Origin of the sequence: Pseudomonas putida (genome assembly GCF_001976065.1) — a bacterium.
GTDB lineage: Bacteria > Pseudomonadota > Gammaproteobacteria > Pseudomonadales > Pseudomonadaceae > Aquipseudomonas > Aquipseudomonas serbica.
The window spans coordinates 102,456-127,731 of the sequence record NZ_MNAH01000007.1 but is presented as its reverse complement, the minus strand read 5'-3'; the positions used below and the strand labels follow the sequence as shown (position 1 = coordinate 127,731).

At 61.8% G+C, this 25,276-nt stretch carries 19 protein-coding genes and 3 tRNA genes; 19 read left to right on the top strand and 3 right to left on the bottom strand.

Annotation, left to right across the window (positions count from 1 at the left end):
- Positions 1-124: 124 nt before the first annotated feature.
- Together BKX96_RS22580 and BKX96_RS22575 are read right to left on the bottom strand one after the other, a co-directional pair.
- Positions 125-3,400 (bottom strand): PAS domain S-box protein, encoded by a 3,276-nt coding sequence (locus tag BKX96_RS22580; RefSeq protein ID WP_046817909.1) that lies wholly within the window; start codon positions 3,398-3,400, stop codon positions 125-127.
- Between the two features lie 66 nt (positions 3,401-3,466).
- A complete protein-coding gene (locus BKX96_RS22575) occupies positions 3,467-4,357 on the bottom strand; it encodes a LysR family transcriptional regulator (RefSeq protein WP_046817910.1) in 891 nt (296 codons plus the stop codon).
- A 148-nt stretch (positions 4,358-4,505) separates the two neighbouring features.
- Between BKX96_RS22575 and leuC the strand changes: the two genes are divergently transcribed.
- The 19 genes from leuC (at position 4,506) to BKX96_RS22480 (ending at position 23,611) form a co-directional block, all read left to right on the top strand.
- Positions 4,506-5,924, top strand: a complete 1,419-nt coding sequence (leuC, locus tag BKX96_RS22570; RefSeq protein ID WP_046817911.1) for a 3-isopropylmalate dehydratase large subunit — start codon at positions 4,506-4,508, stop codon at positions 5,922-5,924.
- 11 nt (positions 5,925-5,935) lie between these two features.
- Positions 5,936-6,580, top strand: coding sequence for a 3-isopropylmalate dehydratase small subunit (leuD, locus tag BKX96_RS22565; protein ID WP_077185516.1), 645 nt, complete (start codon positions 5,936-5,938; stop codon positions 6,578-6,580).
- Between the two features lie 137 nt (positions 6,581-6,717).
- On the top strand, positions 6,718-7,485 hold the full coding sequence (locus BKX96_RS22560; protein WP_077185515.1) for a class I SAM-dependent methyltransferase: 768 nt from the start codon (positions 6,718-6,720) through the stop codon (positions 7,483-7,485).
- Between the two features lie 52 nt (positions 7,486-7,537).
- On the top strand, positions 7,538-8,620 hold the full coding sequence (gene leuB / locus BKX96_RS22555; RefSeq protein ID WP_077185514.1) for a 3-isopropylmalate dehydrogenase: 1,083 nt from the start codon (positions 7,538-7,540) through the stop codon (positions 8,618-8,620).
- A gap of 68 nt (positions 8,621-8,688) precedes the next feature.
- A complete protein-coding gene (asd, locus tag BKX96_RS22550) occupies positions 8,689-9,801 on the top strand; it encodes an aspartate-semialdehyde dehydrogenase (RefSeq protein ID WP_007975660.1) in 1,113 nt (370 codons plus the stop codon).
- A gap of 193 nt (positions 9,802-9,994) precedes the next feature.
- Positions 9,995-11,005 carry an aspartate-semialdehyde dehydrogenase gene (locus BKX96_RS22545; protein WP_077185513.1) on the top strand — a complete coding sequence of 337 codons (1,011 nt, stop codon included), beginning with the start codon at positions 9,995-9,997 and terminating at the stop codon, positions 11,003-11,005.
- A 188-nt stretch (positions 11,006-11,193) separates the two neighbouring features.
- Positions 11,194-13,866, top strand: coding sequence for a motility hub landmark protein FimV (locus tag BKX96_RS22540; protein ID WP_077185512.1), 2,673 nt, complete (start codon positions 11,194-11,196; stop codon positions 13,864-13,866).
- A 300-nt stretch (positions 13,867-14,166) separates the two neighbouring features.
- The gene (gene truA / locus BKX96_RS22535; RefSeq protein WP_033039317.1) at positions 14,167-14,991 is read left to right on the top strand and encodes a tRNA pseudouridine(38-40) synthase TruA; all 825 of its coding nucleotides are present in this window, start codon (positions 14,167-14,169) and stop codon (positions 14,989-14,991) included.
- 63 nt (positions 14,992-15,054) lie between these two features.
- Positions 15,055-15,681, top strand: coding sequence for a phosphoribosylanthranilate isomerase (locus tag BKX96_RS22530; protein ID WP_046817917.1), 627 nt, complete (start codon positions 15,055-15,057; stop codon positions 15,679-15,681).
- Positions 15,682-15,866: 185 nt separating this feature from the next.
- Positions 15,867-16,787 carry an acetyl-CoA carboxylase, carboxyltransferase subunit beta gene (accD, locus tag BKX96_RS22525; RefSeq protein WP_046817918.1) on the top strand — a complete coding sequence of 307 codons (921 nt, stop codon included), beginning with the start codon at positions 15,867-15,869 and terminating at the stop codon, positions 16,785-16,787.
- Positions 16,784-18,091 carry a bifunctional tetrahydrofolate synthase/dihydrofolate synthase gene (folC, locus tag BKX96_RS22520; protein ID WP_077185511.1) on the top strand — a complete coding sequence of 436 codons (1,308 nt, stop codon included), beginning with the start codon at positions 16,784-16,786 and terminating at the stop codon, positions 18,089-18,091. The genes accD and folC overlap by 4 nt, the downstream gene beginning before the upstream one ends.
- A complete protein-coding gene (locus BKX96_RS22515; protein WP_077185510.1) occupies positions 18,075-18,743 on the top strand; it encodes an SPOR domain-containing protein in 669 nt (222 codons plus the stop codon). The genes folC and BKX96_RS22515 overlap by 17 nt, the downstream gene beginning before the upstream one ends.
- Positions 18,744-18,841: 98 nt before the next feature.
- Entirely contained in the window at positions 18,842-19,402 is a 561-nt protein-coding gene (locus BKX96_RS22510; RefSeq protein ID WP_046817921.1) for a CvpA family protein, read from the top strand.
- 41 nt (positions 19,403-19,443) lie between these two features.
- Positions 19,444-20,949: an amidophosphoribosyltransferase gene (gene purF, locus BKX96_RS22505; RefSeq protein WP_020795479.1), complete on the top strand. Its 1,506-nt coding sequence runs from the start codon at positions 19,444-19,446 to the stop codon at positions 20,947-20,949.
- 73 nt (positions 20,950-21,022) lie between these two features.
- A complete protein-coding gene (locus BKX96_RS22500; RefSeq protein ID WP_077185509.1) occupies positions 21,023-22,234 on the top strand; it encodes an O-succinylhomoserine sulfhydrylase in 1,212 nt (403 codons plus the stop codon).
- Positions 22,231-23,004, top strand: a complete 774-nt coding sequence (locus tag BKX96_RS22495; protein ID WP_046817923.1) for an SDR family oxidoreductase — start codon at positions 22,231-22,233, stop codon at positions 23,002-23,004. Before BKX96_RS22500 ends, BKX96_RS22495 begins: the two co-directional genes overlap by 4 nt.
- A 232-nt stretch (positions 23,005-23,236) precedes the next feature.
- A tRNA-Val gene (locus BKX96_RS22490) sits at positions 23,237-23,312 on the top strand.
- A 53-nt stretch (positions 23,313-23,365) separates the two neighbouring features.
- Positions 23,366-23,442, top strand: a tRNA-Asp gene (locus BKX96_RS22485).
- A 92-nt stretch (positions 23,443-23,534) separates the two neighbouring features.
- Positions 23,535-23,611, top strand: a tRNA-Asp gene (locus tag BKX96_RS22480).
- Positions 23,612-23,829: 218 nt separating this feature from the next.
- Here the strand turns inward: BKX96_RS22480 and aldA are convergent.
- Positions 23,830-25,263, bottom strand: coding sequence for an aldehyde dehydrogenase (gene aldA, locus BKX96_RS22475; RefSeq protein ID WP_077185508.1), 1,434 nt, complete (start codon positions 25,261-25,263; stop codon positions 23,830-23,832).
- Positions 25,264-25,276: the final 13 nt, after the last annotated feature.

The following is a 25,276-nucleotide window of genomic DNA, read 5'->3' as shown; positions in this document are numbered from 1 at the left end:
TGCCTCCGAAGGATTGGAGGCAGGGCAAAGTGCAGCGCAAGGGTTCTATATGGGGCGGTCAGGCGTAAATCGGACGTTTCCGGAATGCGCGTATGAAAGTGGTATTCAACCAGTAAGTTCGTTCCTACAGGAGCTTCTGCAGATCCTCCACCGGCAGCGGCCGGCTATGCAGGTAGCCCTGATAGAGATGGCAGCCCAGGCCTTGCAGGAACTCCAGTTGCTCCGAGGTCTCCACTCCTTCGGCGATGATCTTCAGTTCCAGGCTGCGGGCCATGGCGACGATGGCGCGGATGATCTCGGCGTCGTTGGGGTCGGTGGTGGCGTCGCGAATGAACGACTGGTCGATTTTCAGGGTGTCGACCGGCAGGCGCTTGAGGTAGGTCAGCGAGGAGTAACCGGTGCCGAAATCGTCCATGGCAAAGCTCACGCCCAGCTTTTTCAGGCGCAGCATCTTGTTGATGGTGTCTTCCAGGTTCTGGATGACGATGCCTTCGGTGATTTCCAGTTTCAGCAGCGAGAAGGGCAGGCCATAGGTGGCGAGGCTGTTTTCGATGCGCTCGACGAAGTCGTTCTGGCGGAACTGGCGTGGGCTGATGTTGACGCACAGGCTGAATTGCGCGGGGTCCACCAGGCCATCGGCGATCAGTTGCCTGAAGGCCTGGCAGGCTTCGTCGACGATCCAGGTGCCGACCTCCAGGATCAGCCCGCTGTCTTCCAGGACCTTGATGAACTCGGTGGGCGACTGCGCGCCGAGCTCCGGATGATTCCAGCGCACCAGCGCTTCGGCGCCGACGATGCGGTTATCCCGGGCGTCCACCTGGGGTTGGTAATGCACGCGAAACTCACCGCGCGAAAGTGCCAGGCGCAGGTCGGTTTCCATGCGCAGGCGCTCGCTCGCGGCCTTCTGCATGGTGTTGTGGTACATCTGCGCGGTATTGCGTCCCGAATCCTTGGCGCGATAAAGGGCGATGTCGGCGCGCTTGAGCAAGTCGGTTGGCGTCGAGCCGTGGTCGGGAATCAAAGCGATGCCGATACTCGGCGTTACTTGCAGGCGTTGACCGTCGAGGAACATCGGTTCGGACAGCAGCTCACGAATGGTATCGGCCAGCTCGCGGACCTGATCGCTGACCTCGTTGCGCGAGCCTTCGAGGCCACTGAGCAACACCACGAATTCATCACCGCCCAGGCGCGCGACGGTGTCTTCCATGCGCACGCTGGCTTCCAGGCGCGCGGTGATGATCTTCAGCACCGTATCGCCCACCGGATGACCGAGGGAATCGTTGATGTGCTTGAAGTGGTCGAGGTCGAGGAACATCAACGCGCCGCGCAGGTTATGGCGCTTGAGCAGGGCGATCTGCTGGCTCAGGCGATCCATCAGCAGCGCGCGGTTGGGCAGGTTGGTCAGCGGGTCGTGGTAGGCCAGGTGACGGATCTGCGCCTCGGCGTTCTTCAGCAGGCTGACGTCCCGGGCGGTCAGCAGCAGGCACGCGGTTTCGTTGAGGGTGATCGGTTCTACCGAGACCTCTACCGTCAGCAACTCGCCGCGCTTGTTGCGCCCGAGCATTTCCTGGTGATGCACCCGGCCCTTGATCTGCAGCTCGGCGAGCAAGGTCGAGCGTTGTTTTTCTTCGGCCCAGATCCCCACCTGGTACACGGTACGACCGATCACTTCGTCGGCGCGGTAGCCGGTCAGGCGGCAGAAACCGTCGTTGACCTCCAGGTAACGCCCGGTATCGCGTTCAGTGATGGTGATGGCGTCGGGGCTTGAGTGGAAGGCCTTGGCGAATTTCTCTTCGCTGGCCTTGAGCGCCGCTTCCGAGCGTTGCTGCTGGGTGATGTCGCGCAAGGTGGTGACGACGCACGGCTGCTCGCTGACGCTGATCTGGCGGCTGGAAATCACGCAAGTCAGCGACTGCCCGTCCTTGTGCTGGACGAGGATCGCGACATTGTTCAGGCCTTGCTCGCGGATCACCTGTTCGATTCGCTGCAGGCTTTTTGCCGAGGCGTCCCACAGGCCGATTTCGTCGGCGCTGCGCCCGATCACATCGGCGGCGCTCCAGCCGAAGGTCTGGGTGAAGCTGGAGTTGATCTCGATGAACTGCCCGGTGTCCTGGCGCGTCACGCAGATCGGGTCCGGGCTGACCTGGAACAGGGTGGCGAATTTCTCTTCGGAGGCCACCAGGCGTTGTTCGCGCTCGACCTGGTCGGTGATGTCGAGCAGGGTACCGGCCATGCGCAAGGGCACGCCGTTTTCATCGCGGTAGAGGCGCGCGCGGCTTTCCAGGTAGCGTGAGCTGCCATCCGGCATCTGCACCCGATAGGTCAGCTGATAGTTGCCGGCCGGGCCTTCGCGCAGGCTGCGGTAGGCATCGCGCATGGTGTCGCGCTCTTCGCCGGGCACGCCTTCGAAAAACTCGTCGAAGGATTCATGAAAAGGCATGGCCTCCATGCCGTGCAACTGCGCGGCGCGGGCCGAGCCATACAACATGCCGCTGGGAATGTGCCAGTCCCAGGTGCCCAGTTGCGCCGAGTCCAGGGCCAGGTCGAGGCGCTCCTGGCTGTCCTTGAGGGCGTGCTCGGCGGCCTTGCGTTCAGTGGTGTCGAGAAAGGTGCTCAGCAGGAAGGGCTGGCCTTCGAGTTCGACCTTTTGCGCGCTGAGGATGCCATCGTGGATCTGCCCGTTGCTGGCGCGAAACTGCACTTCCATGCTGGTCAGCTCGCCTTTGGCCTTGGTGGCCTTGACCAGTTGCGCGCGTTGTTCGGGGTGCACCCACAGGCCCAGTTCCAGTGTGGTGCGGCCGATCGCATCCTGGACCGGCCAGCCGAACAGGCTTTCGAAATACTGGTTGGCTTCGGTGATCAGGCCGTCTTCCTGGCGCGTCAGCAGGACCATGTTCGGGCACAGGTGAAACAGCGTGGCGAAGCGTTTCTCCGAGCTGCTCAGCGCCTGTTCGCGCTGGCGTTGGTGGGTGATTTCGCGGATCACGCCAATCATGCGTGGACGGCCGTGCTTGTCCGGCAGCAGGCTGCCGCTGATCTCCAGCCAATGCAGGCTGCCGTCGGGCCAGCGCACGCGGTGGTGCATCGCTTGTTCCAGCGGCGCACCGCCGATCACGGCATGGAAGGCGCGAAGGGTCTTGGCCCGATCTTCCACAGGCAGCAAGTCAAGGTATTCCAGGTCGGCCGGCAACGGTTGCCGGGGATCGAAACCAAACAGCGCCTGGGTGCCCCGGGACCAACTGATCTGCCCGCGCTCGATGTCCCAATACCAGGCACCCAGGCGCGCGCCGTTGAGCGCGGCCAGCAGTTGCGAGGCACTCTCCCAGCTCTGTTCGGAGCTTTTGGGGTCGAGCGCCTGGATGCGCGGCATCGGCGGAATACGGTCAACAGATTTCGGCATTGGCAAGCCTTGGGCTGAATTGGGTCTCGGGTACAGGAATTCGCGGCTCTATAGGAGTAGCACAAGTTAGCCTTGAGTCCCTGGCAGATCGATCTGGGCATCCAGCAAGGCCATGAAGGCCCGTGCTGCGTTCGATAGCGTCCTTTCAGTGTGCAGGATATAGCCTAGCTGGCGAGTCAGTTGTATGCCCGGTAAAGGTATCCGCGCAACCTGGTCATCGAGCATGGTGCGTGGCAGGACACTCCAGGCCAGGCCGATCGACACCATCATCTTGATGGTTTCCAGGTAGTTGGTACTCATGGCGATATTCGGCGTCAGGCCCTGGGCTTCGAACAGGCGCTGGACGATGTGGTGGGTAAAGGTATTGCCGCCGGGGAACACCGCCGGGTGGCGGGCGATGTCCGCGAGGCTGACCTTGCCATTGTTGATCAGCGAATGCTCGGGGGCGACCACGAAGTCCAGCGGGTCGTCCCACACCGGCGTGGCCTTGACCAGGGCGTGGGGTTCCGGGGCCAGGGTGATGACCGCGAGTTCCGCCCGGCCATGGAGGATTTCTTCGTAGGCCACTTCCGAATCGAGAAACTGGATATCCAGCGCCACCTCGGGATAACGCCGGGTGAACTCTCTTAATAGAGGCGGCAAACGGTGCAGGCCGATGTGGTGACTGGTGGCCAGGGTCAGACGGCCGGTCACCTCTCCGGTGAGGTTGGTCAAGGCGCGGCGCGTATCATCGAGGACGTTCAGAATCTGATAAGCCCGCGGCAGCAGGGCGCGGCCGGCCTCGGTCAGGCCGACCTCGCGACCCAGTCGATCGAACAGCCGCACCTTCAGTTGCTGCTCCAGCCCGGCGATGCGCTTGCTGATTGCGGGCTGGGTCAGGTGCAACCGTTCGCCCGCGCCGGAGAAGCTTCCCGTCTCGGCGATGGCAATAAAAGCATTCAGGTTGGCCAGGTCCATGTCTGTATTCCAGTTGGTTATCCAAAGCATAAAAAATATGAATTTGAGTTATTTAATGTAACCCCATAGGATCAGCCTCACAAGCCAAAGGGTTATTGAAAATCTCAAAGCCCGGGGCATAGAAACAAGCTGATGAGGAAACCGTCTGATGGCCGGCAAAACGCTCTACGACAAGCTCTGGGATTCGCATTTGGTCAAGCAGCGCGACGATGGTTCGGCGCTGATCTACATCGATCGTCACATCATCCATGAAGTGACCTCGCCACAAGCCTTCGAAGGCTTGCGTCTGGCCGGGCGCAAGCCATGGCGCATCGATGCCAACATCGCGACCCCGGACCACAACGTACCGACCACCCCTGAGCGCAAGGGCGGCATCGCGGCCATTGCCGACGAGGTTTCGCGTTTGCAGGTCCAGACCCTCGACGATAACTGCGATGAATACGGCATCGTCGAATTCAAGATGAATGACGTCCGCCAAGGCATCGTCCACGTCATTGGCCCGGAGCAGGGCGCCACCTTGCCGGGCATGACCGTGGTCTGCGGCGACTCCCATACCTCGACCCACGGCGCGTTCGGTGCCCTGGCCCACGGTATCGGCACTTCCGAGGTCGAGCACGTGCTCGCCACCCAGTGCCTGGTCGCCAAGAAAATGAAGAACATGCTGGTTTCCGTCGAAGGCCAACTGCCGTTCGGCGTGACCGCCAAGGACATCGTGCTCGCCGTGATCGGCAAGATCGGCACCGCCGGCGGTAACGGCCACGCCATCGAGTTCGCCGGCAGCGCGATTCGTGACCTGTCCGTCGAAGGCCGCATGACCATCTGCAACATGTCCATCGAGGCCGGTGCCCGCGTTGGCCTGGTCGCCGCTGACGAAAAAACCGTGGCTTACGTCAAGGGCCGTCCATTTGCCCCGAAAGGCGCGGAATGGGACCTGGCTGTCGAAGCCTGGAAAGACCTGGTTTCCGATAAAGACGCCAAGTTCGACACCATCGTTGAACTCGACGCGACCCAGATCAAGCCGCAAGTCAGCTGGGGCACTTCGCCCGAGATGGTGCTGGCGGTGGATCAGAACGTGCCGGATCCGGCCAAGGAGATGGACCTGGTCAAGCGCGGTTCCATCGAGCGCGCCTTGAAGTACATGGGTTTGACCGCCAATCAGGCGATCACCGACATTCAGCTGGACCGCGTATTCATCGGTTCCTGCACCAACTCGCGGATCGAAGATTTGCGCGCTGCGGCGGTGATCGCCAAGGGTCGCAAAGTGGCCTCGACCATCAAGCAGGCGATCGTGGTGCCGGGTTCGGGCCTGGTGAAGGCGCAGGCTGAATCGGAAGGCCTGGACAAGATTTTCCTCGAGGCCGGATTCGAATGGCGTGAGCCGGGTTGCTCGATGTGCCTGGCGATGAACCCGGACCGTTTGGAGTCCGGCGAGCATTGCGCATCCACGTCCAACCGCAACTTCGAAGGCCGTCAGGGCGCCGGTGGCCGTACCCACCTCGTCAGCCCGGCCATGGCCGCGGCCGCCGCTGTGAACGGTCGTTTCGTCGACGTCCGTGAATTGATCTAAAGGAGCGCAGCATGAAAGCTTTTACCCAGCACACTGGACTTGTCGCGCCTCTGGATCGTGCCAACGTCGACACCGACCAGATCATCCCGAAGCAATTCTTGAAGTCGATCAAGCGCACCGGTTTCGGTCCGAATCTGTTCGATGAGTGGCGCTACCTGGATGTGGGCCAGCCGTATCAAGACAACTCCAAGCGTCCGCTGAACCAGGACTTCGTCCTCAACGCTGAGCGTTACCAAGGCGCCAGCGTGTTGCTGGCCCGCGAGAACTTCGGTTGCGGCTCCAGCCGTGAACACGCGCCGTGGGCGCTGGAAGAATACGGTTTCCGCAGCATCATCGCGCCGAGTTATGCCGACATCTTCTTCAACAACAGCTTCAAGAACGGCTTGCTGCCGATCATCTTGAGCGATGCCGAAGTCGATGAGTTGTTCCAGCAGGTCGAGGCCAATCCGGGCTACCAGTTGCAGATCGACCTGCAGGCACAGACCGTGACCCGCCCGGACGGCAAGGTCTTGAACTTTGAAATCGATGCTTTCCGCAAGCACTGCCTGCTCAACGGCCTGGACGATATCGGCCTGACCTTGCAGGACGGCGATGCGATTGCGGCGTTTGAAGCCAAGCATCGGGCTAGCCAACCGTGGTTGTTTCGCGACGCGTGATTTTGTCTAAGGCGTGATGCCGCCTTCGCTGGCAAGCCAGCTCCTACAAGGGCAGCGCAATACCTGTAGGAACTGGCTTGCCAGCGAAGAGGCCCGCATAAGCATCACAAGACCAAACCCTGAAAAAGGAAGCCCCCATGACCAGCACCGCCCAGCACAGCCAGGTCGTCCAGAAGCAGTTCGGTGAACAGGCTGCGGCCTACCTGAGCAGCGCCGTACACGCTCAAGGCACCGAATTCGCGCTGCTACAGGACGAACTGGCAGGGCAGGGCGAGGCCCGGGTCCTGGACCTGGGCTGTGGCGCCGGTCACGTGAGTTTTCAGGTGGCATCGCTGGTCAAGCAAGTGGTCGCCTACGACCTGTCGCAACAGATGCTTGATGTGGTGGCCGCTGCCGCTGCCGATCGGGGCCTGAGCAATGTCACCACGGTCAACGGTGCCGCCGAGCGGCTGCCGTTCGTCGATGGCGAGTTCGATTTCGTCTTCAGCCGTTATTCGGCGCATCACTGGAGCGATCTCGGCCTGGCACTGCGCGAAGTGCGTCGGTTGTTGAAGCCGGGCGGTGTCGCGGTGTTCATCGATGTGTTGTCACCGGGCAGTCCATTGCTCGACACTTACCTGCAAAGCGTCGAAGTGCTGCGCGACACCAGCCATGTGCGCGACTATAGCGCCGGCGAGTGGCTGCGCCAGGTCAGCGAGGCCGGGCTGCATACCCGCAGCACCACTCGCCAGCGGCTGCGTCTGGAATACACCTCCTGGGTCGAGCGCATGCGCACGCCAGAGGTGATGCGCGCGGCGATCCGCGAGTTGCAGCAGTCGATGGGTAACGAAGTGCGCGAATATTTTGAGATTGAGGCTGATGGCTCGTTCAGTACCGATGTACTGGTTCTGATGGCTGAGCGATAGAATTTTTCCGGGTGTGCCCAAGAGGCGCACCGACTGATGACATGAGGAACGCATGAGCAAGCAGATTCTGATTCTCCCAGGTGACGGTATTGGCCCGGAAATCATGGCCGAAGCGGTCAAGGTGCTGGAATTGGCCAGTGACAAGTTCTCCCTGGGCTTCGAACTGAGCCACGACGTGATCGGTGGCGCCGCCATCGACAAGCACGGCGTGCCTTTGGCCGATGAAACCCTGGAACGTGCCCGCGCAGCCGATGCCGTGCTGCTGGGCGCCGTCGGCGGCCCGAAATGGGACACCATCGAGCGTGATATCCGCCCTGAGCGCGGCCTGTTGAAAATTCGTGCACAACTCGGCTTGTTCGGCAACCTGCGCCCGGCGATCCTGTACCCGCAACTGGCCGAGGCCTCCAGCCTGAAGCCGGAAATCGTTGCCGGCCTGGACATCCTGATCGTTCGTGAGCTGACCGGCGGTATCTACTTCGGCGCACCACGCGGCACCCGCACATTGGAAAACGGCGAGCGTCAGTCCTACGACACCCTGCCATACAGCGAAAGCGAAATCCGTCGTATCGCCCGTGTCGGTTTCGACATGGCCATGGTTCGCGGCAAGAAGCTCTGCTCGGTGGACAAGGCCAACGTACTGGCCTCCAGCCAGCTGTGGCGTGAAATCGTCGAGGAAGTGGCCAAGGACTACCCGCAGGTCGAACTGAGCCACATGTACGTCGACAACGCCGCCATGCAACTGGTACGGGCACCGAAGCAGTTCGACGTGATCGTCACCGACAACATGTTCGGCGATATCCTGTCCGACCAGGCATCGATGCTCACCGGTTCTATCGGCATGCTGCCGTCGGCGTCCCTGGACACCAACAACAAGGGCATGTACGAGCCTTGCCACGGTTCGGCGCCGGACATCGCGGGCAAGGGCATTGCCAACCCGTTGGCGACCATTTTGTCGGTCTCGATGATGCTGCGTTACAGCTTCAATCAGCAGGCTGCCGCCGATGCCATCGAGAAAGCCGTCAGCCTGGTGCTGGATCAGGGCTTGCGCACCGGTGACATCTGGTCGACCGGTTGCACTAAAGTCGGTACGCAGGAAATGGGCGACGCAGTAGTCGCCGCGCTGCGGAATCTGTAATCTCTCGGGCCCGCTGCCACTTTTACCCCCGTAAGCAGCGGTCCACTTTTCAAGAAGGTGTAGTTGCGATGAAACGTGTAGGTCTGATCGGTTGGCGCGGTATGGTCGGTTCCGTGCTCATGCAGCGGATGCTGGAAGAGCAGGATTTCGATCTTATCGAGCCGGTGTTTTTCACCACTTCCAATGTCGGTGGCCAAGGCCCGTCCGTGGGCAAGGACATTGCTCCGCTCAAGGACGCTTACAGCATTGAAGAGCTGAAAACCCTCGACGTGATCCTGACCTGCCAGGGTGGCGACTACACCAGCGAAGTGTTCCCGAAGCTGCGCGAAGCCGGCTGGCAGGGTTACTGGATCGACGCCGCTTCCAGCCTGCGTATGCAGGATGACGCGGTCATCGTGCTGGACCCGGTCAACCGCAAGGTCATCGACCAGCAGCTGGACGCGGGCACCAAGAACTACATCGGCGGCAACTGCACCGTCAGCCTGATGCTGATGGGCCTGGGTGGCCTGTTCGAGGCCGGCCTGGTGGAGTGGATGAGCGCCATGACCTATCAGGCGGCTTCCGGTGCCGGCGCGCAGAACATGCGTGAACTGATCAAGCAGATGGGCGCGACCCATGCCGCTGTCGCCGATCAACTGGCTGACCCGGCCAGCGCCATCCTCGACATCGACCGTCGTGTGGCCGAAGCCATGCGCAGCGACGCGTACCCGACCGAAAACTTCGGCGTACCGTTGGCCGGCAGCCTGATCCCGTGGATCGACAAGGAACTGCCGAACGGTCAGAGCCGTGAAGAGTGGAAGGCCCAGGCCGAAACCAACAAGATCCTCGGTCGCTTCAAGAGCCCGATCCCGGTGGATGGCATCTGCGTGCGCATCGGCGCCATGCGCTGCCACAGCCAGGCGCTGACCATCAAATTGAACAAGGACGTGCCGATCGCCGATATCGAAGGGCTGATCAGCCAGCACAACCCTTGGGTCAAGCTGGTGCCGAACAGCCGCGAAACCAGCATTCAGGAGCTGAGCCCGAACAAGGTCACCGGCACCCTGAACATCCCGGTTGGCCGTCTGCGCAAACTGAACATGGGCTCGCAGTTCGTCGGTGCGTTCACCGTCGGCGACCAGTTGCTGTGGGGCGCGGCCGAACCGCTGCGTCGCATGCTGCGGATCCTGCTCGAGCGTTGATCGGTTGATGCACTGAAAAACCCGCGCCTTGCGAGAGGCGCGGGTTTTTTTATCCCTGGGGTTCTCGGTCGTCTGGTCTGGCCCCATCGCAGCGAAGGGTCCATAACAGGCGCCGAAGATCCCGCCCGAATTGCCTGTACATCCACCACCCGGTAAAGTGCCGCTCCCCCCCGTTTCGCCAGAGGTAAAACCCATGAGCCAGACCATTGATATTGCCGTGATCGGCGCCACCGGTACTGTCGGCGAAACGCTGGTGCAGATTCTCGAAGAGCGCGATTTCCCGATCGGTACCCTGCATTTGCTGGCCAGCAGCGAATCCGCTGGCAGTTCGGTGCCGTATCGCGGCAAGAACGTGCGGGTGCGTGAAGTCGATGAGTTCGATTTCAGCAAGGTCCAGCTGGTGTTCTTTGCCGCCGGTCCCGCCGTGACATTGAGCTACTGCGCCCGTGCCACCGCCGCCGGGTGCTCGCTGATCGACCTTTCCGGTGCCTTGTCGGCCGACCAGGCACCACAAGTGGTCCCGGAGGCGAATGCGCAAGTACTGACCGGCCTGAAAAAGCCATTCCAGATCAGCAGCCCGAGCCCGTCGGCCACCACCCTGGCGGTGGTGCTCGCACCCTTGCTGGGTTTGCTCGATTTGCAGCGCATCAACCTGACCGCCAGCCTGGCGGTGTCGGCCCAGGGCCGCGAAGCGGTGACCGAGCTGGCCCGGCAAACCGCCGAACTGCTGAATGTGCGCCCACTGGAGCCAACTTTCTTTGACCGGCAGATGGCATTCAACCTGCTGGCCCAGGTCGGCAAGCCGGACGAGCAGGGCCATACACTGCTGGAAAAGCGCCTGGTACGCGAGCTGCGTCAAGTCATGGCACTGCCTTCGCTGAAGATTTCCGTCACTTGCATTCAAGCCCCGGTGTTTTTTGGCGATAGCTATAGCGTGACCTTGCAGTCCGCGAGCGACATCGACCTGGCCAAGGTCAACGCCGCGCTTGAAGACGCGCCCGGCATCGAGTTGGTGGAAGCCGGCGACTACCCGACAGCGGTCGGGGATGCGGTGGGGCAGGATGTGGTCTACGTTGGTCGGGTACGTCTGGGTATCGACGAACCGTCGGAACTTAATTTGTGGCTGACGTCAGATAACGTACGCAAAGGTGCGGCCCTCAACGCAGTGCAACTGGCCGAGTTGTTGATAAAAGACCTGCTGTAAAAGATACTTGGCAACAATATCGAAGGGGTCCGGGCGAGCGCCATGCCTGGCCGCAATCGCTGAAGGCGAGCCACCCTGCAGGGCATGCATGAAACGATCGCGCGCGGCGACCTTCGCCCGCGTGCAATGCCTTACGGCAGCGGCTATCTACCTCGCTGGCCGAGGAATGTAAAAACTAAGGATAAGCTATGGTTCAAGTTCGCAAACTGGTGTTAGCAATAGCGGCCGCCTCGGCGCTGTCCTCCGGTATGGCGCATGCCCTCGGGCTCGGGGAACTGACCCTGAAATCGACGCTGAACCAGCCGCTGGTGGCGGAAATCGAGTTGCTCGACGTCAAGGAACTCACCGCTGCCGAAGTGGTGCCGAGCCTGGCTTCACCTGAAGATTTCGCCAAGGCCGGTGTCGACCGCCAGGCGTTTCTCAACGACCTGACCTTTACCCCCGTGCTCAACGCCAGCGGTAAAAGCATCCTGCGCGTGACCTCCAGCAAGCCCCTGAGCGAACCGATGGTGAAATTCCTGGTTCAGGTGATGTGGCCCAATGGTCGTCTGTTGCGCGATTACAGCGTGCTGCTCGATCCATCCAAATTCTCGCCGCAAACCGCTGACGCGGCTGCGCAATCTGCACCTGTTCAAACCGGTACCACGCCCGTCACTGGTGCGACCAAGCCGTCCGAATACACCACCACGCGGCGCGATACCCTGTGGGAAATCGCCGCGAAGGCGCGTAATGGCGGTTCGATTCAACAAACCATGCTGGCCATCCAGGCGTTGAACCCGGATGCCTTCATCGATGGCAACATCAACCGGCTCAAGACCGGCCAGGTGTTGCGCCTGCCGGATCAGGCACAGACAACCAGCCTGCCGCAAGCCAAGGCCATTGCCGAAGTGGCTGCGCAAAACACCGCCTGGCGCCAGGGGCGTCGTTATGTCGCCAAGCCGGGTACAGGCCAGCAGCAGCTCGATGCGACCAATCGTGGTCGCGGTGATGCACCTTCTGCGCAAGCCGCACAGGACAAGCTGAGCCTGGTATCCGCCGAAACTGGCAAGGCTGGGGGCAAGGGCCCTGCAGGCGATGCCAAGGCTTTGAACAACCAACTGGCGGTGACCCAGGAAAGCCTCGATACCAAGCGCCGTGACAGCGCTGAACTGAAAAGCCGCATGACCGATCTGCAAAGCCAGATGGACAAGCTGCAGCGCCTCATTGAGCTGAAGAACAACCAGCTGGCCAAATTGCAGGCCGATGGTGCGGCGGGAACCCCAACGGAGACTGCGACCGCTGCGGCGATTCCGGCAGAGCTGCCGACCGATCCTGCGGCAACCCCTGTCGAAACGCCGGCGCCAGCCCAAACCCCGGCCGAAGCGACAGCGTCCGCACCCGCGGCACCTGAAGCGACTCCAGCTCCAGCCGAAACGCCGGTCGAACCGATACCTGCGGTCTCCAACGATCAGAAATTCAATGAGCTGCTGACCAATCCGCTGCTCTTGGGTCTGGTGGGTGGCGGGGCAGTGGTGGTGCTTTTGCTGCTGCTGTTGTTGGCCCGTCGCCGCAAAGCCCAGCAGGAAGCCGAGAAACATCTGCGCATGGCCCGTGCCCTGGCCGAAGAACAGGAATTTTCCAGCGAGCTTGACCTGTCAAAAGGGATCTTCGAGGACCTGGACGTCGAGCCGCCAACCCCGAAGCTGGCCACGGCACCTGCTCCAGCACCCGCACCCGCACCCGCACCTGCCCCGGTTATTGCCCCGGTCGTGGTCACGCCGCCGATTGCCGCGCCGCTGGTATCGCCCGCCGCCGAGCATTCCGACGACGTGTTGGGTCGAGCGCAGTCGCACATCAACGGCGGCCGCCTGAATCAGGCTGCCGCGCTGTTGGAGGAGGGCGTCAAGCAGGAGCCGCAACGCAGCGATTTGCGCCTCAAGCTGATGGAAGTCTACGGTTTGCAAGGTGATCGCGATGCGTTCGTGGTCCAGGAGCGGCAGTTGGTGGCCAACGGCGACAACTATGCCCAGGTCGAAAAACTCAAGAGCCGCTTCCCGGCCATGGCGCTGGTTGCTGTCAGCGGTATTGCCGCTGCCGCCGCTGCCGCCGAACTGGACGCACAATACGTCAAGGACCTTTTGCTGGACGAGCCACAAGCGCCGGCTGCGGCCGATGACGATTTCGACAGCGCTTTCGACCTGAGCCTGGATGACCTGGAAAATGTCACGCCGGTAACGGTAGCGCCAACACCAGTACCAGCGCCTGAGCCTGAGCCGGAAGCAACCCTGGCCGATCTGGAAGATTTTCCGCTCGACGATGACCTGAGTTTCGAGTCGGTGTTGCAGCAACAGACAGAAATCAAGGAAAACCTCGATGACCTGTCGGAGTTCGACCTGGACATGGACCTCGGCGGCGAACCTTCGCCGGCGATCCTGGCCGAGGACGATTTCCTGCTGAGCCTGGATGAAGACGTCAAGGACCAGCCGGCCACGCCAGTGCCGGACGTGCCACAAGTGACGCTGGACGATCTGGACTTGCCGGCCGACTTCGATTTGTCGCTGGCCGATGAAATGGACGAAACGGCGCCTGCGCAGGCGTTTACCACTGAGTTGGATGACGTCAGCGCTGAACTGGACGACCTGTCCCGGAGCATCAGCGAGCCAAGCTTCACGGTGGATGATGCCCTGGCAACCGTGGATGACGAGCCGGAATTCGATTTCCTGTCCGGTACCGATGAAGTCGCCACCAAGCTCGACCTGGCCCAGGCCTACATCGACATGGGCGACAACGATGGTGCCCGCGACATCCTCAACGAGGTGGTGACCGAAGGCGACGACGGCCAGAAGAGCGAAGCCCGGGAGATGCTGGCGCGTCTGGTTTGAGTGATTGAGCGGTGGTAGATAAAGCGGCAGCCCGGTGAGGCTGCCGTTTTTGTTTGCGGGGGATGCAATGGTGGCTATCAGGACGCCTTCGCGAGCAAGCCCGCTCCCACACGGGACCGCGTTGTGCCTGAATAAACGCGGTCCCGTGTGGGAGCGGGCTTGCTCGCGAAGGGGGCATCCCATTCGCCGCGGTACCGTCTGTTGTACTGGCGTCCTCGTCCTGCGGCCTTATAATGCCCCCCTTTGCGTACATCAGCAGGCTGTCACTCCTTGGCAAACATAGATAACCCGGCCGCCGAAATGGCGGCCGACGGCTTTTTCCGGATCGCATTGGGCGTTGAATACAAGGGCTCGCGTTATCGCGGCTGGCAGCGCCAGGCCTCCGGCGTGCTCACGGTGCAGGAAACCCTCGAGAATGCCTTGTCCAAGGTGGCCGACTCTCCCGTTTCGCTGCTGTGCGCCGGGCGCACCGATGCCGGCGTGCACGCCTGTGGCCAGGTGGTGCACTTCGACACCCAGGTCGAGCGTTCGATGAAGGCCTGGGTCATGGGCGCTAATATCAATTTGCCCCACGATGTCAGCGTCAGTTGGGCCAAGGTCATGCCCGCACATTTCCATGCGCGGTTCAAGGCCATTGCCCGGCGCTATCGCTACGTGATCTATAACGACCAGATCCGTCCGGCGCACCTGAACGAAGAAATCACCTGGAACCACCGCCCGCTGGATGTCGAGCGCATGGCCGAAGCGGCCCGGTACCTGGTGGGCACCCATGATTTCAGCGCCTTCCGTGCCGGCCAGTGCCAGGCCAAGTCGCCGATCAAGGAGCTCCATCACCTGCGCGTCACGCGCCACGGCAAGATGATCGTGCTGGATATCCGCGCCAGCGCCTTCCTGCACCACATGGTGCGCAATATTGCCGGTGTGCTGATGACCATCGGCGCCGGTGAGCGTCCGGTTGAATGGATGAAGGAAGTGTTGGAGAGCCGCATTCGCCGTTCCGGCGGGGTGACGGCACATCCGTTCGGACTGTATCTGGTGCAGGTCGAGTACCGCGACGAGTTCCAGTTGCCTGAGCGTTACATCGGCCCACATTTCCTCACCGGATTCAGCGAACTTGACGGCTGACGCCTTCGAACGCTTTTGTTACCATCCGGGACTTTCTCGGATTTGCCGTGGGGATATATCGACATGTCAGCCGTTCGCAGCAAGATTTGCGGGATTACCCGCATAGAAGATGCGCTGGCGGCGGTCGAAGCCGGGGCCGATGCCATCGGCTTTGTGTTCTACGCCAAGAGCCCGCGGGGCGTGACGGTCCAGCAGGCGCGCGCGATCATCAAGGCATTGCCGCCGTTCGTCACCACTGTGGGCCTGTTCGTCAACGCCAGCCGTTGCGAGCTGGGAGAAATCCTCGACGCGGTGCCGCTCGACCTGCTGCAGTTCCATGGTGATGAAAGTGCTGCGGACTGCGAAGGCTGGCATCGCCCGTACATCAAGGCGCTGCGGGTCAAGGCCGGGGACGATATCGCGGCGGCTTGCGACGCCTACCCGAGTGCCAGTGGCATTTTGCTCGATGCCTACGTCGAAGGTGTTCCCGGTGGAACCGGTCAGGCGTTCGACTGGTCATTGATACCGCAAGGCTTGAGCAAGCCGATCATCCTGGCGGGCGGCCTGACCCCGGATAACGTCGCCGAAGCGGTGGCGCGGGTTCGACCCTATGCCGTGGATGTCAGCGGCGGGGTGGAGGCGAGCAAGGGCATCAAGGATCATGCAAAGGTTCAGGCGTTCATCAAGGCAGTCCGTGGCAGCCTGATGTGACGGCTGGCAGACTGCCGCCGTCCACTGCACTGTACAAAACGGCTGAGGATTGATGGGTTGTACGCAGGTCACGCTTCACTGACCCGGCCCCCATCGAACATCGCCGCACACATGAATTTAGCTCAAGGGCATACGCGGGGCTGCGAACCAGAGCGTTCGGGCCGCCGGTACTGGAGAAAGAAAGCATGAGCAACTGGTTAGTAGACAAACTGATCCCTTCGATCATGCGTTCCGAGGTCAAGAAGAGCTCGGTGCCTGAAGGTCTTTGGCACAAATGCCCGTCTTGCGAGGCTGTGCTGTATCGTCCAGAGCTGGAAAAAACCCTGGACGTTTGCCCCAAGTGCAACCACCACATGCGTATCGGCGCACGCGCGCGCATCGACATTTTCCTCGATGCCGAAGGTCGTACCGAGCTGGGTGCCGACCTGGAGCCGGTTGACCGCCTGAAATTCCGCGACGGCAAGAAGTACAAGGACCGCCTGACTGCGGCGCAGAAGCAGACCGGCGAAAAAGACGCGCTGATCTCCATGAGCGGTACCCTGCTGGGCATGCCGGTAGTGGTGTCGGCGTTCGAATTCTCCTTCATGGGTGGTTCGATGGGCGCCATCGTCGGTGAGCGCTTCGTGCGCGCCGCCAACTACGCACTGGAAAAGCGCTGCCCGATGATCTGCTTCTCCGCCTCCGGTGGTGCGCGGATGCAGGAAGCGCTGATCTCCCTGATGCAAATGGCCAAGACCTCCGCGGTGCTGGCGCGTCTGCGTGAAGAAGGCATTCCGTTCATCTCCGTGCTGACCGACCCGGTCTACGGTGGTGTTTCCGCCAGTCTGGCGATGCTGGGTGACGTGATCGTCGGCGAGCCGAAAGCCCTGATCGGCTTTGCCGGTCCGCGCGTTATCGAGCAGACCGTGCGAGAAAAACTGCCGGAAGGCTTCCAGCGCAGCGAGTTCTTGCTGGAGCACGGCGCGATCGACATGATCATTCACCGTCAGGAACTGCGCCCGCGCCTGGGTAACCTGCTCGCGCAAATGATGGGCCTGCCGACGCCAAAATTCGTCGCTGCGCCAATCGAGCCAATCGTGGTTCCACCGGTACCTGCCAACCTATGACCGAACGTACCCTTGGCGAGTGGCTCGCCTACCTTGAGCAGTTGCACCCTTCGGCCATCGACATGGGCCTTGAGCGCTCGCAGCAGGTAGCGTCCCGCATGGGACTGGGCAAGCCGGCGCCTCGGGTGATCACGGTCACCGGCACCAATGGCAAAGGCTCGACCTGTGCCTTCGTGGCGTCATTGCTGCGAGCGCAGGGCCTGAACGTCGGTGTCTACAGTTCTCCGCACCTGCTGCGTTACAACGAGCGGGTGCAGGTCAATGGCGTCCAAGCCACTGACGCCGAGCTCTGCCAAGCTTTCGCGGCGGTCGAGGCCGGTCGTGGTGACACGTCCCTGACGTACTTCGAGATGGGCACCCTGGCGGCGTTCTGGTTGTTTCAGCAGGCCGGGCTCGACGCCGTGGTGCTGGAAGTCGGCCTGGGCGGGCGCCTGGACACGGTCAACGTGGTGGACGCCGACATGGCGCTGGTCACCAGCATTGGCGTCGATCATGCGGATTACCTGGGCGATACCCGGGAGTCCGTGGCCTTCGAGAAGGCCGAGATCTTCCGCCAGGGCGCACCCGCGCTCTGCGGTGACTTGAATCCCCCGCAGCCCCTGCTGGACAAGGCGCGCGAGCTCAATTGCCGGTTTCTCCTGCGTGGACGCGATTTCGACCTGGGCGTCACCGATCAGCACTGGCAGTGGCGCGGTGTCGATGCCAGGGGACAAGTGGTCGAGTTGCGCGACCTGCCGTTGCTCGATCTGCCGATGGAAAACGCCGCGCTGGCGTTGCAGGCCTATCTGTTGCTCGGTTTACCTTGGGTAGAAGCGCAGATTGTCCAGGCGCTGCAAGCGACGCGGATGGTCGGTCGTCTCGATCGCCGGCAGGTCGATTGGCAGGGCAGGCGCCTCAACCTGTTGCTGGATGTGGGGCATAACCCCCACGCCGCCGAGTATCTGGCCCGTCGCCTGGCCAGCCAGCCACCCGCCGGCAAGCGCCTGGCGGTCTTCGGATTGCTGTCGGACAAGGATCTGGATGGTGTTATTGGCGAATTGAGTGCTAGTGTCGAGCACTGGGCCGTCGCGCCGCTGGATTCGCCTCGGGCGCGACCGGTGGCCGACTTGCGCGAGGCGCTGCAAAAGCGCGGTGCTTCGGTGACGTCCTATGACAGCGTGGCCGCCGCCCTGGAAGGGCAGTGTGGGCAGGCGACGAGCGACGACGAGATTGTGTTGTTCGGATCATTCTATTGTGTTGCCGAGGCCCTTGAGTGGCTGGCCCGGCGCTCCACGGAGGAAGCGGCAAATGGCATTGCTGGATAAGGCTTACAAGCAACGCATGGTCGGCGCCCTGGTTCTGGTCGCGCTGGCTGTGATTTTCCTGCCGATGCTGTTTTCCCGCCAGGATGAACAGCGCCAAGTGACGGTCCAGGCACCGGCCGCGCCGCAAGCGCCAGCGATGCCGCAGGTGCAGGTGGAGCCCGTGGTGGTGCCTGAACCCCAGGCCCTGCCGCAGGAGCCCGTGCCGAGCGACGAAGAAATCGCCCAACAGGAAGCGCCTGTTGCGCCCGTTGCGCCTGTCGCTCCGGCACCTGCCACCAAGCCGGTCACGCCGCCCCCTGCACCGGCCCCCGTCCCGGCACTGGCTGCCAAGCCTGCCACGGCGCCGTCGCAACCGATCAGCGCCGCACCGGGCAAGCCGGACACCACGCAAAGCCGTGTCGACGCCAATGGCCTGTCGGTCAGCTGGTCGGTGCAACTGGCCAGCCTGGCCAATCGTGAAAGCGCTGAAAAGCTGCAGAAAACCCTGCGCAGCCAGGGTTACAATGCCTACATTCGTACGGCCGACGGCAAGAATCGGGTGTTCGTCGGACCACTGATCGAGCGTGCAGAGGCCGATCGCCTGCGCGACTTGCTGAACCGCCAGCAGAACCTCAAGGGGTTTGTCGTGCGCTTTCAGCCGGAGCGTGGCTAAAACTATCGCCCCGATATGAAATGCACTGACAATCGCAGCTTACCGATAAGCATGGGCTCTGCTAAAATGCGCCGCCTTATCCGTCTGTAGGCTGCACTGTGCCATTTACCTGGGTTGACTGGGCGATCGTTGCAATCGTCGCCATCTCCGCATTGATCAGTCTGAGCCGCGGCTTCGTCAAGGAAGCACTGTCGCTCGTGACCTGGATCATCGCAGGAGCCGTTGCCTGGATGTTTGGTGGCTCATTGTCCGAGTACCTCGCCGGATACATCCAGACCCCATCGGCCCGTATAATCACGGGCTGTGCCATCATGTTTGTCGCCACGCTGATCGTAGGCGCAATGATCAATTATCTCATCGGCGAATTGGTTCGTGTCACCGGGTTGTCCGGGACCGATCGATTCCTCGGCATGGCTTTCGGCGCAGCGCGTGGCGTGTTGCTGGTGGTCGTGGCGGTCGGGCTATTAAGTCTGGGGCCGGTACAGCAGGACGGGTGGTGGAAAGAGTCCCAGCTCGTGCCAAAATTTTTATTGGTCGCCGATTGGTCCAAGAACCTGATTCTCGGGTGGAGCAGTCAGTGGCTTGCCAGCGGTATCAGCGTACCCGCTGATATACCGTTCAAGGAGCAGCTCTTGCCGATGGCCAAAACGCCTCAGTGAGTGTTGTTCAGTTCAGATCCATTAAGTAGGGGTTGCGTCGCATGTGTGGCATCGTCGGTATCGTCGGTAAGTCGAACGTCAATCAGGCGCTGTATGACGCGCTAACCGTCCTCCAGCACCGCGGCCAGGACGCTGCCGGTATCGTGACCAGCCATGATGGCCGGTTATTCCTGCGCAAGGACAACGGCCTGGTGCGTGACGTGTTCCATCAGCGTCACATGCAGCGCCTGGTCGGCCACATGGGCATTGGCCATGTGCGCTACCCGACCGCGGGCAGCTCGACCTCGGCCGAAGCTCAACCGTTTTACGTCAACTCGCCTTACGGCATCACCCTGGCGCACAACGGAAACCTGACCAACGTTGAACAACTGGCCAAGGAGATTTACGAATCTGACCTGCGCCACGTCAACACCAGCTCCGATTCGGAAGTGCTGCTCAACGTGTTCGCGCACGAGCTGGCCCAGCGCGGCAAGCTGCAGCCGACCGAAGAAGACGTGTTCGCTGCCGTCACCGACGTGCACAACCGTTGCGTCGGTGGCTACGCGGTGGTGGCCATGGTGACCGGCTACGGCATCGTTGGTTTCCGTGACCCGCACGGCATCCGCCCGATCGTGTTCGGCCAGCGTCACACCGACGAAGGCGTCGAGTACATGATCGCCTCCGAGAGCGTGTCCCTGGACGTGCTCGGGTTCACCCTGATCCGCGACCTGGCACCGGGCGAAGCGGTCTACATCACTGAAGACGGCAAGCTGCACACCCGCCAGTGCGCGACCAACCCGTCGCTGACCCCGTGCATCTTCGAGCACGTCTACCTGGCGCGTCCGGACTCGATCATCGACGGCGTGTCTGTGTACAAGGCCCGCCTGCGCATGGGCGAGAAGCTCGCCGAGAAGATCCTGCGCGAGCGTCCGGATCACGACATCGACGTGGTCATCCCGATCCCGGACACCAGCCGCACCGCGGCCCTGGAGCTGGCGAACCACCTGGGCGTGAAGTTCCGCGAAGGTTTCGTGAAGAACCGCTACATCGGCCGGACCTTCATCATGCCGGGCCAGGCTGCGCGGAAAAAATCCGTACGCCAGAAGCTCAATGCCATCGAGCTGGAATTCCGCGGCAAGAACGTGATGCTGGTGGACGACTCGATCGTGCGCGGCACCACCTGCAAGCAGATCATCCAGATGGCTCGCGAAGCGGGCGCCAAGAACGTCTATTTCTGCTCCGCAGCCCCGGCCGTGCGCTTCCCGAACGTCTATGGCATCGACATGCCGAGCGCCCACGAGCTGATCGCCCACAACCGTTCGACCCAGGACGTTGCGGACCTGATCGGTGCCGACTGGCTGATCTATCAGGACCTGCCTGACTTGATCGAAGCGGTCGGTGGCGGCAAGATCAAGATCGACAAGTTCGATTGCGCGGTGTTCGACGGCCAGTACGTCACCGGCGACGTCGACGAGGCATACCTGAACAAGATCGAGCAGGCACGCAACGATGCCTCCAAGGTCAAGACCCAGGCGGTCAGCGCGATCATCGATCTGTACAACAATTGATTGACTACCGGCCCTGAGGGGCCGGTTTTGTATCTGATAATTAATTTACGAGAACAGGGCAAGGAGTGACAGCATGAGTCAGGATTGGGATGCCGGTCGGTTGGACAGCGACCTCGAAGGCGTAGCGTTCGATACCCTGGCCGTACGTGCCGGTCAGCACCGTACGCCGGAAGGCGAACACGGTGATCCGATGTTCTTCACTTCCAGCTACGTATTCCGCACTGCCGGCGACGCCGCCGCGCGTTTTTCCGGTGAAGTGCCTGGCAACGTCTACTCGCGCTACACCAACCCCACCGTACGCGCCTTCGAAGAGCGCATTGCCGCCCTGGAAAGCGCCGAGCAAGCCGTGGCCACCGCCACCGGCATGGCGGCGATCATGGCGGTGGTGATGAGCCTGTGCAGTGCCGGCGACCACGTGCTGGTGTCGCGCAGCGTATTCGGCTCGACCATCAGCCTGTTCGAGAAGTACTTCAAGCGCTTCGGCGTCGAAGTCGACTACGTGCCCCTGGCGGACTTGTCCGGCTGGGATACGGCTATCAAGGCTAATACCAAGCTGCTGTTCGTCGAATCGCCGTCCAACCCGCTGGCGGAATTGGTCGATATCGCCGAGCTGGCAAACATCGCTCACGCCAAGGGCGCGATGCTGGTGGTCGACAACTGCTTCTGTACGCCGGCGCTGCAACAGCCGCTGAAACTCGGCGCGGACATCGTCGTGCACTCGGCGACCAAGTTCATCGACGGCCAGGGTCGTTGCATGGGCGGTGTCGTGGCTGGGCGCAGTGAGCAGATGAAAGAAGTGGTCGGCTTCCTGCGCACCGCCGGGCCAACCCTGAGCCCATTCAACGCGTGGATCTTCCTCAAGGGCCTGGAAACCCTCAACCTGCGGATGAAGGCCCATTGCGCCAACGCCCAGGAGCTGGCCGAGTGGCTGGAGCAGCAGGACGGCATCGAGAAAGTCCACTACGCCGGTCTCAAGAGCCATCCGCAGCACGAACTGGCCCGGCGGCAGCAGAAGGGCTTCGGTGCCGTGGTGAGTTTCGAGGTCAAGGGCGGCAAAGAAGGCGCCTGGCGCTTTATCGATGCAACCCGCCTGATTTCCATCACGGCGAACCTGGGCGACAGCAAGACCACCATCACCCACCCAAGCACCACCTCCCACGGCCGTCTGGCGCCGGCGGAGCGTGAAGCTGCGGGCATTCGCGACAGCCTGATCCGCATTGCCATCGGCCTGGAAGACGTGGCAGACCTGCAAGCCGACCTGGCGCGCGGGTTGGCTGCCTTGTGATCGAGTTGTCCACTCCACCGGGCTCCAATGGCCGCGTTGCACTGGTGACCGGTGCGGCGCGGGGCATTGGCCTGGGTATTGCGGCCTGGTTGATCAGCGAAGGCTGGCAAGTGGTGCTGACGGACCTGGATCGCGAGCGTGGTTCGAAGGTGGCGAAGGTGCTCGGCGACAACGCCTGGTTCATCGCCATGGACGTCTCGAACGAAGGGCAGGTGGCCTTGGGTGTTGCTGAGGTGCTGGGACAGTTCGGGCGCCTTGATGCGCTGGTGTGCAACGCGGCGGTTGCCGATCCGCACAACATCACTCTGGAAAGCCTCGACCTGGCGTACTGGAATCGGGTGCTGGCGGTGAACCTCAGTGGACCGATGTTGTTGGCCAAGCACTGTGCGCCTTACCTGCGGGCTCACAGCGGGGCCATCGTCAACCTGGCCTCGACCCGCGCCGCGCAGTCGGAACCCGACACCGAGGCCTATGCGGCGAGCAAGGGCGGTCTGTTGGCCCTGACTCACGCATTGGCCATCAGCCTTGGCCCGGAAATTCGGGTCAATGCCGTCAGTCCTGGCTGGATCGACGCGCGCGACCCTTCGGTACGTCGTGCCGAACCGCTGACCGATGCCGATCATGCCCAGCATCCGGCGGGCAGGGTAGGGACGGTCGAGGACGTCGCCGCGATGGTGGCCTGGCTGTTGTCGAGGAACGCCGGGTTTGTCACGGGGCAGGAGTTCGTGGTTGATGGTGGCATGACCAAGAAGATGATCTACAGCGAGTAGATCGGTTCTTTCCTCAGGCGTTGATATTGAATGCACCGCCGTCTTCGCGAGCAAGCCCGCTCCCACATTGAAATGCGATCCACTGTGGGAGCGGGCTTGCTCGCGAAAGCGGTTTGGCTGTCGCTGATGCTGATGCGATTGACTCGATTTTGTCTTTTTCAGAAAAACTTCAATCCTGCTATTGACTTAGGTTCGCTACCTGCGTAAATTTCGCGGCCTCGGAGATGCAAACGGGTGATTAGCTCAGCTGGGAGAGCGTCTGCCTTACAAGCAGAATGTCGGCGGTTCGATCCCGTCATCACCCACCACTCCCGAGATACTTGCGAAAGCAAGAGGTAGGCTGAAATGCCTCCACCGACGCGCAGCGGTAGTTCAGTCGGTTAGAATACCGGCCTGTCACGCCGGGGGTCGCGGGTTCGAGTCCCGTCCGCTGCGCCATATTTTCCGAGTCAGATTCATCTGGTTCGAGATTGAAAAGCTACTGAGTTTTCAATCAGACGAGTTACCTGGACGCAAGTCCACAGCGATACGCAGCGGTAGTTCAGTCGGTTAGAATACCGGCCTGTCACGCCGGGGGTCGCGGGTTCGAGTCCCGTCCGCTGCGCCATATCTGCCCCGAGGCCCACTGAACGCCTTGGAGCTACGAAGAAAGCCACTGGCTACTTCGAGTCGATAGCAAAGACCCTGGTCGAAAGACCGGGGTTTTTTGTATCTGGATTTTGGCTTTTTTCTCCTCGATGACGCTTGCCGTCAACTCTTCCTACGCATCCGCTGCATGAAGCACTGAGTGCCGCCGCGACGGCGGCATCAGCAATACCGCAACACTCAGCCCTGCAGATACACCGCATGGGTATGGGTGTACTCATACAACCCATGCTTGCCATCCGCCCCGCCAATTCCCGATTTACGCACCCCGGCATGGAACCCCTGCATCGCTTCGAAGTTCTCGCGGTTGACGTAGGTTTCGCCAAAATCCAGCTCGCGCATGGCGTGCAGGGTCTTGCTGAGGTCGCGGGTATAGATCGACGAGGTCAGTCCATAGTCGCAGTCGTTGGCCAGGGCGATGGCTTCATCCAGGTCATCGATGATCTGGATCGGCAGCACGGGACCGAAGATCTCCTCGCGCATGATCTCCATGTCGGCGCGGCAGCCGGCCAGGACGGTGGGCTGAAAATGGAAGCCGTTTGGCAGGTCGGCAATTTGCCCGCCGCTGATCAGGCTTGCGCCCTGGCTCAATGCCGTGCGGACCTTTTGATTGACGCTGTCCAGGCCTTGGCGATTGATCAGCGGGCCCATCTCCACATCCGGTTGGGCGATAGGATCGCCGTAGCGCGTAGCCGTCATCGCGGCCGCGATACGCTCGATGAATTGATCCGCCACCTTGCGTTCGACATACACCCGCTCGGCGCAGTTACACACCTGGCCGCTATTGATGATCCGCGAATCGCGAATGGCCTTCACCGCCAGGTCCAGGTCGGCATCTGCCAGCACGATGGCCGGCGCCTTGCCACCGAGTTCCAGATTGAGTTTGGTGATGTTCGGCGCGGCGGCGGCCATGATCCGTGAGCCCGTGGCGACGCTGCCGGTGAAGCTGATCATGTCCACGCCCTTGTGCGCACTCAACGCCGCACCGACGCGGCCGTCACCGCAGACCACGTTGAACACGCCGGGCGGCAGGTCGGTTTCCGCGACCAGTCGGGCGAACTCGAAGCAGTTGTTCGGCGTTTCTTCGCTGGGCTTGATGACGATGGTGTTGCCGGTCAGCAGTGCCGGGGCCATTTTGCGGGCGATCAGGAAGAACGGGAAATTCCACGGCAGGATCCCGGCCACCACGCCCAGCGGTTTGCGGAACAGGAAGATGTTTTCGTCCTGGCGGTCGCTGGTGATGATTTCACCTTCGATGCGCCGCGCCCACTCGGCCATGTAGTCGAGGTAGTCGGCGGTGAAATTGACTTCGACCGCGGCCAGGCTGCTGACCTTGCCTTGTTCCAGGGTGATGGTGCGCGCCAGGTGCGCAACGTTTTCGCGGAGTTTGGCAGCGATCCTGCGCAGGTAGCCGGCGCGATCATTCGCCGGTTTGCGCGCCCAATCCTTTTGTGCGGTGCGCGCAGCGGCGAGGGCCCGATCAACGTCTTCGGGATTCGATGCCGGCACCTTCGACAGCAGGGCGCCGGTGGCCGGGTTGATCACGTCGAGATGGTCAGCGCTGGCCACGAACTGGCCGTTGATGAAGTTTTCGTAAACAGGCACGGATGACATGGAACGACTCCTG

Coding starts and splice junctions, on each gene's coding strand:
- BKX96_RS22580 (WP_046817909.1), bottom strand. CDS start 3,400: ATGCCGAAATCTGTTGACCGTATTCCGCCGATGCCGCGCATCCAGGCG.
- BKX96_RS22575 (WP_046817910.1), bottom strand. CDS start 4,357: ATGGACCTGGCCAACCTGAATGCTTTTATTGCCATCGCCGAGACGGGA.
- leuC (WP_046817911.1), top strand. CDS start 4,506: ATGGCCGGCAAAACGCTCTACGACAAGCTCTGGGATTCGCATTTGGTC.
- leuD (WP_077185516.1), top strand. CDS start 5,936: ATGAAAGCTTTTACCCAGCACACTGGACTTGTCGCGCCTCTGGATCGT.
- BKX96_RS22560 (WP_077185515.1), top strand. CDS start 6,718: ATGACCAGCACCGCCCAGCACAGCCAGGTCGTCCAGAAGCAGTTCGGT.
- leuB (WP_077185514.1), top strand. CDS start 7,538: ATGAGCAAGCAGATTCTGATTCTCCCAGGTGACGGTATTGGCCCGGAA.
- asd (WP_007975660.1), top strand. CDS start 8,689: ATGAAACGTGTAGGTCTGATCGGTTGGCGCGGTATGGTCGGTTCCGTG.
- BKX96_RS22545 (WP_077185513.1), top strand. CDS start 9,995: ATGAGCCAGACCATTGATATTGCCGTGATCGGCGCCACCGGTACTGTC.
- BKX96_RS22540 (WP_077185512.1), top strand. CDS start 11,194: ATGGTTCAAGTTCGCAAACTGGTGTTAGCAATAGCGGCCGCCTCGGCG.
- truA (WP_033039317.1), top strand. CDS start 14,167: ATGGCGGCCGACGGCTTTTTCCGGATCGCATTGGGCGTTGAATACAAG.
- BKX96_RS22530 (WP_046817917.1), top strand. CDS start 15,055: ATGTCAGCCGTTCGCAGCAAGATTTGCGGGATTACCCGCATAGAAGAT.
- accD (WP_046817918.1), top strand. CDS start 15,867: ATGAGCAACTGGTTAGTAGACAAACTGATCCCTTCGATCATGCGTTCC.
- folC (WP_077185511.1), top strand. CDS start 16,784: ATGACCGAACGTACCCTTGGCGAGTGGCTCGCCTACCTTGAGCAGTTG.
- BKX96_RS22515 (WP_077185510.1), top strand. CDS start 18,075: ATGGCATTGCTGGATAAGGCTTACAAGCAACGCATGGTCGGCGCCCTG.
- purF (WP_020795479.1), top strand. CDS start 19,444: ATGTGTGGCATCGTCGGTATCGTCGGTAAGTCGAACGTCAATCAGGCG.
- BKX96_RS22500 (WP_077185509.1), top strand. CDS start 21,023: ATGAGTCAGGATTGGGATGCCGGTCGGTTGGACAGCGACCTCGAAGGC.
- aldA (WP_077185508.1), bottom strand. CDS start 25,263: ATGTCATCCGTGCCTGTTTACGAAAACTTCATCAACGGCCAGTTCGTG.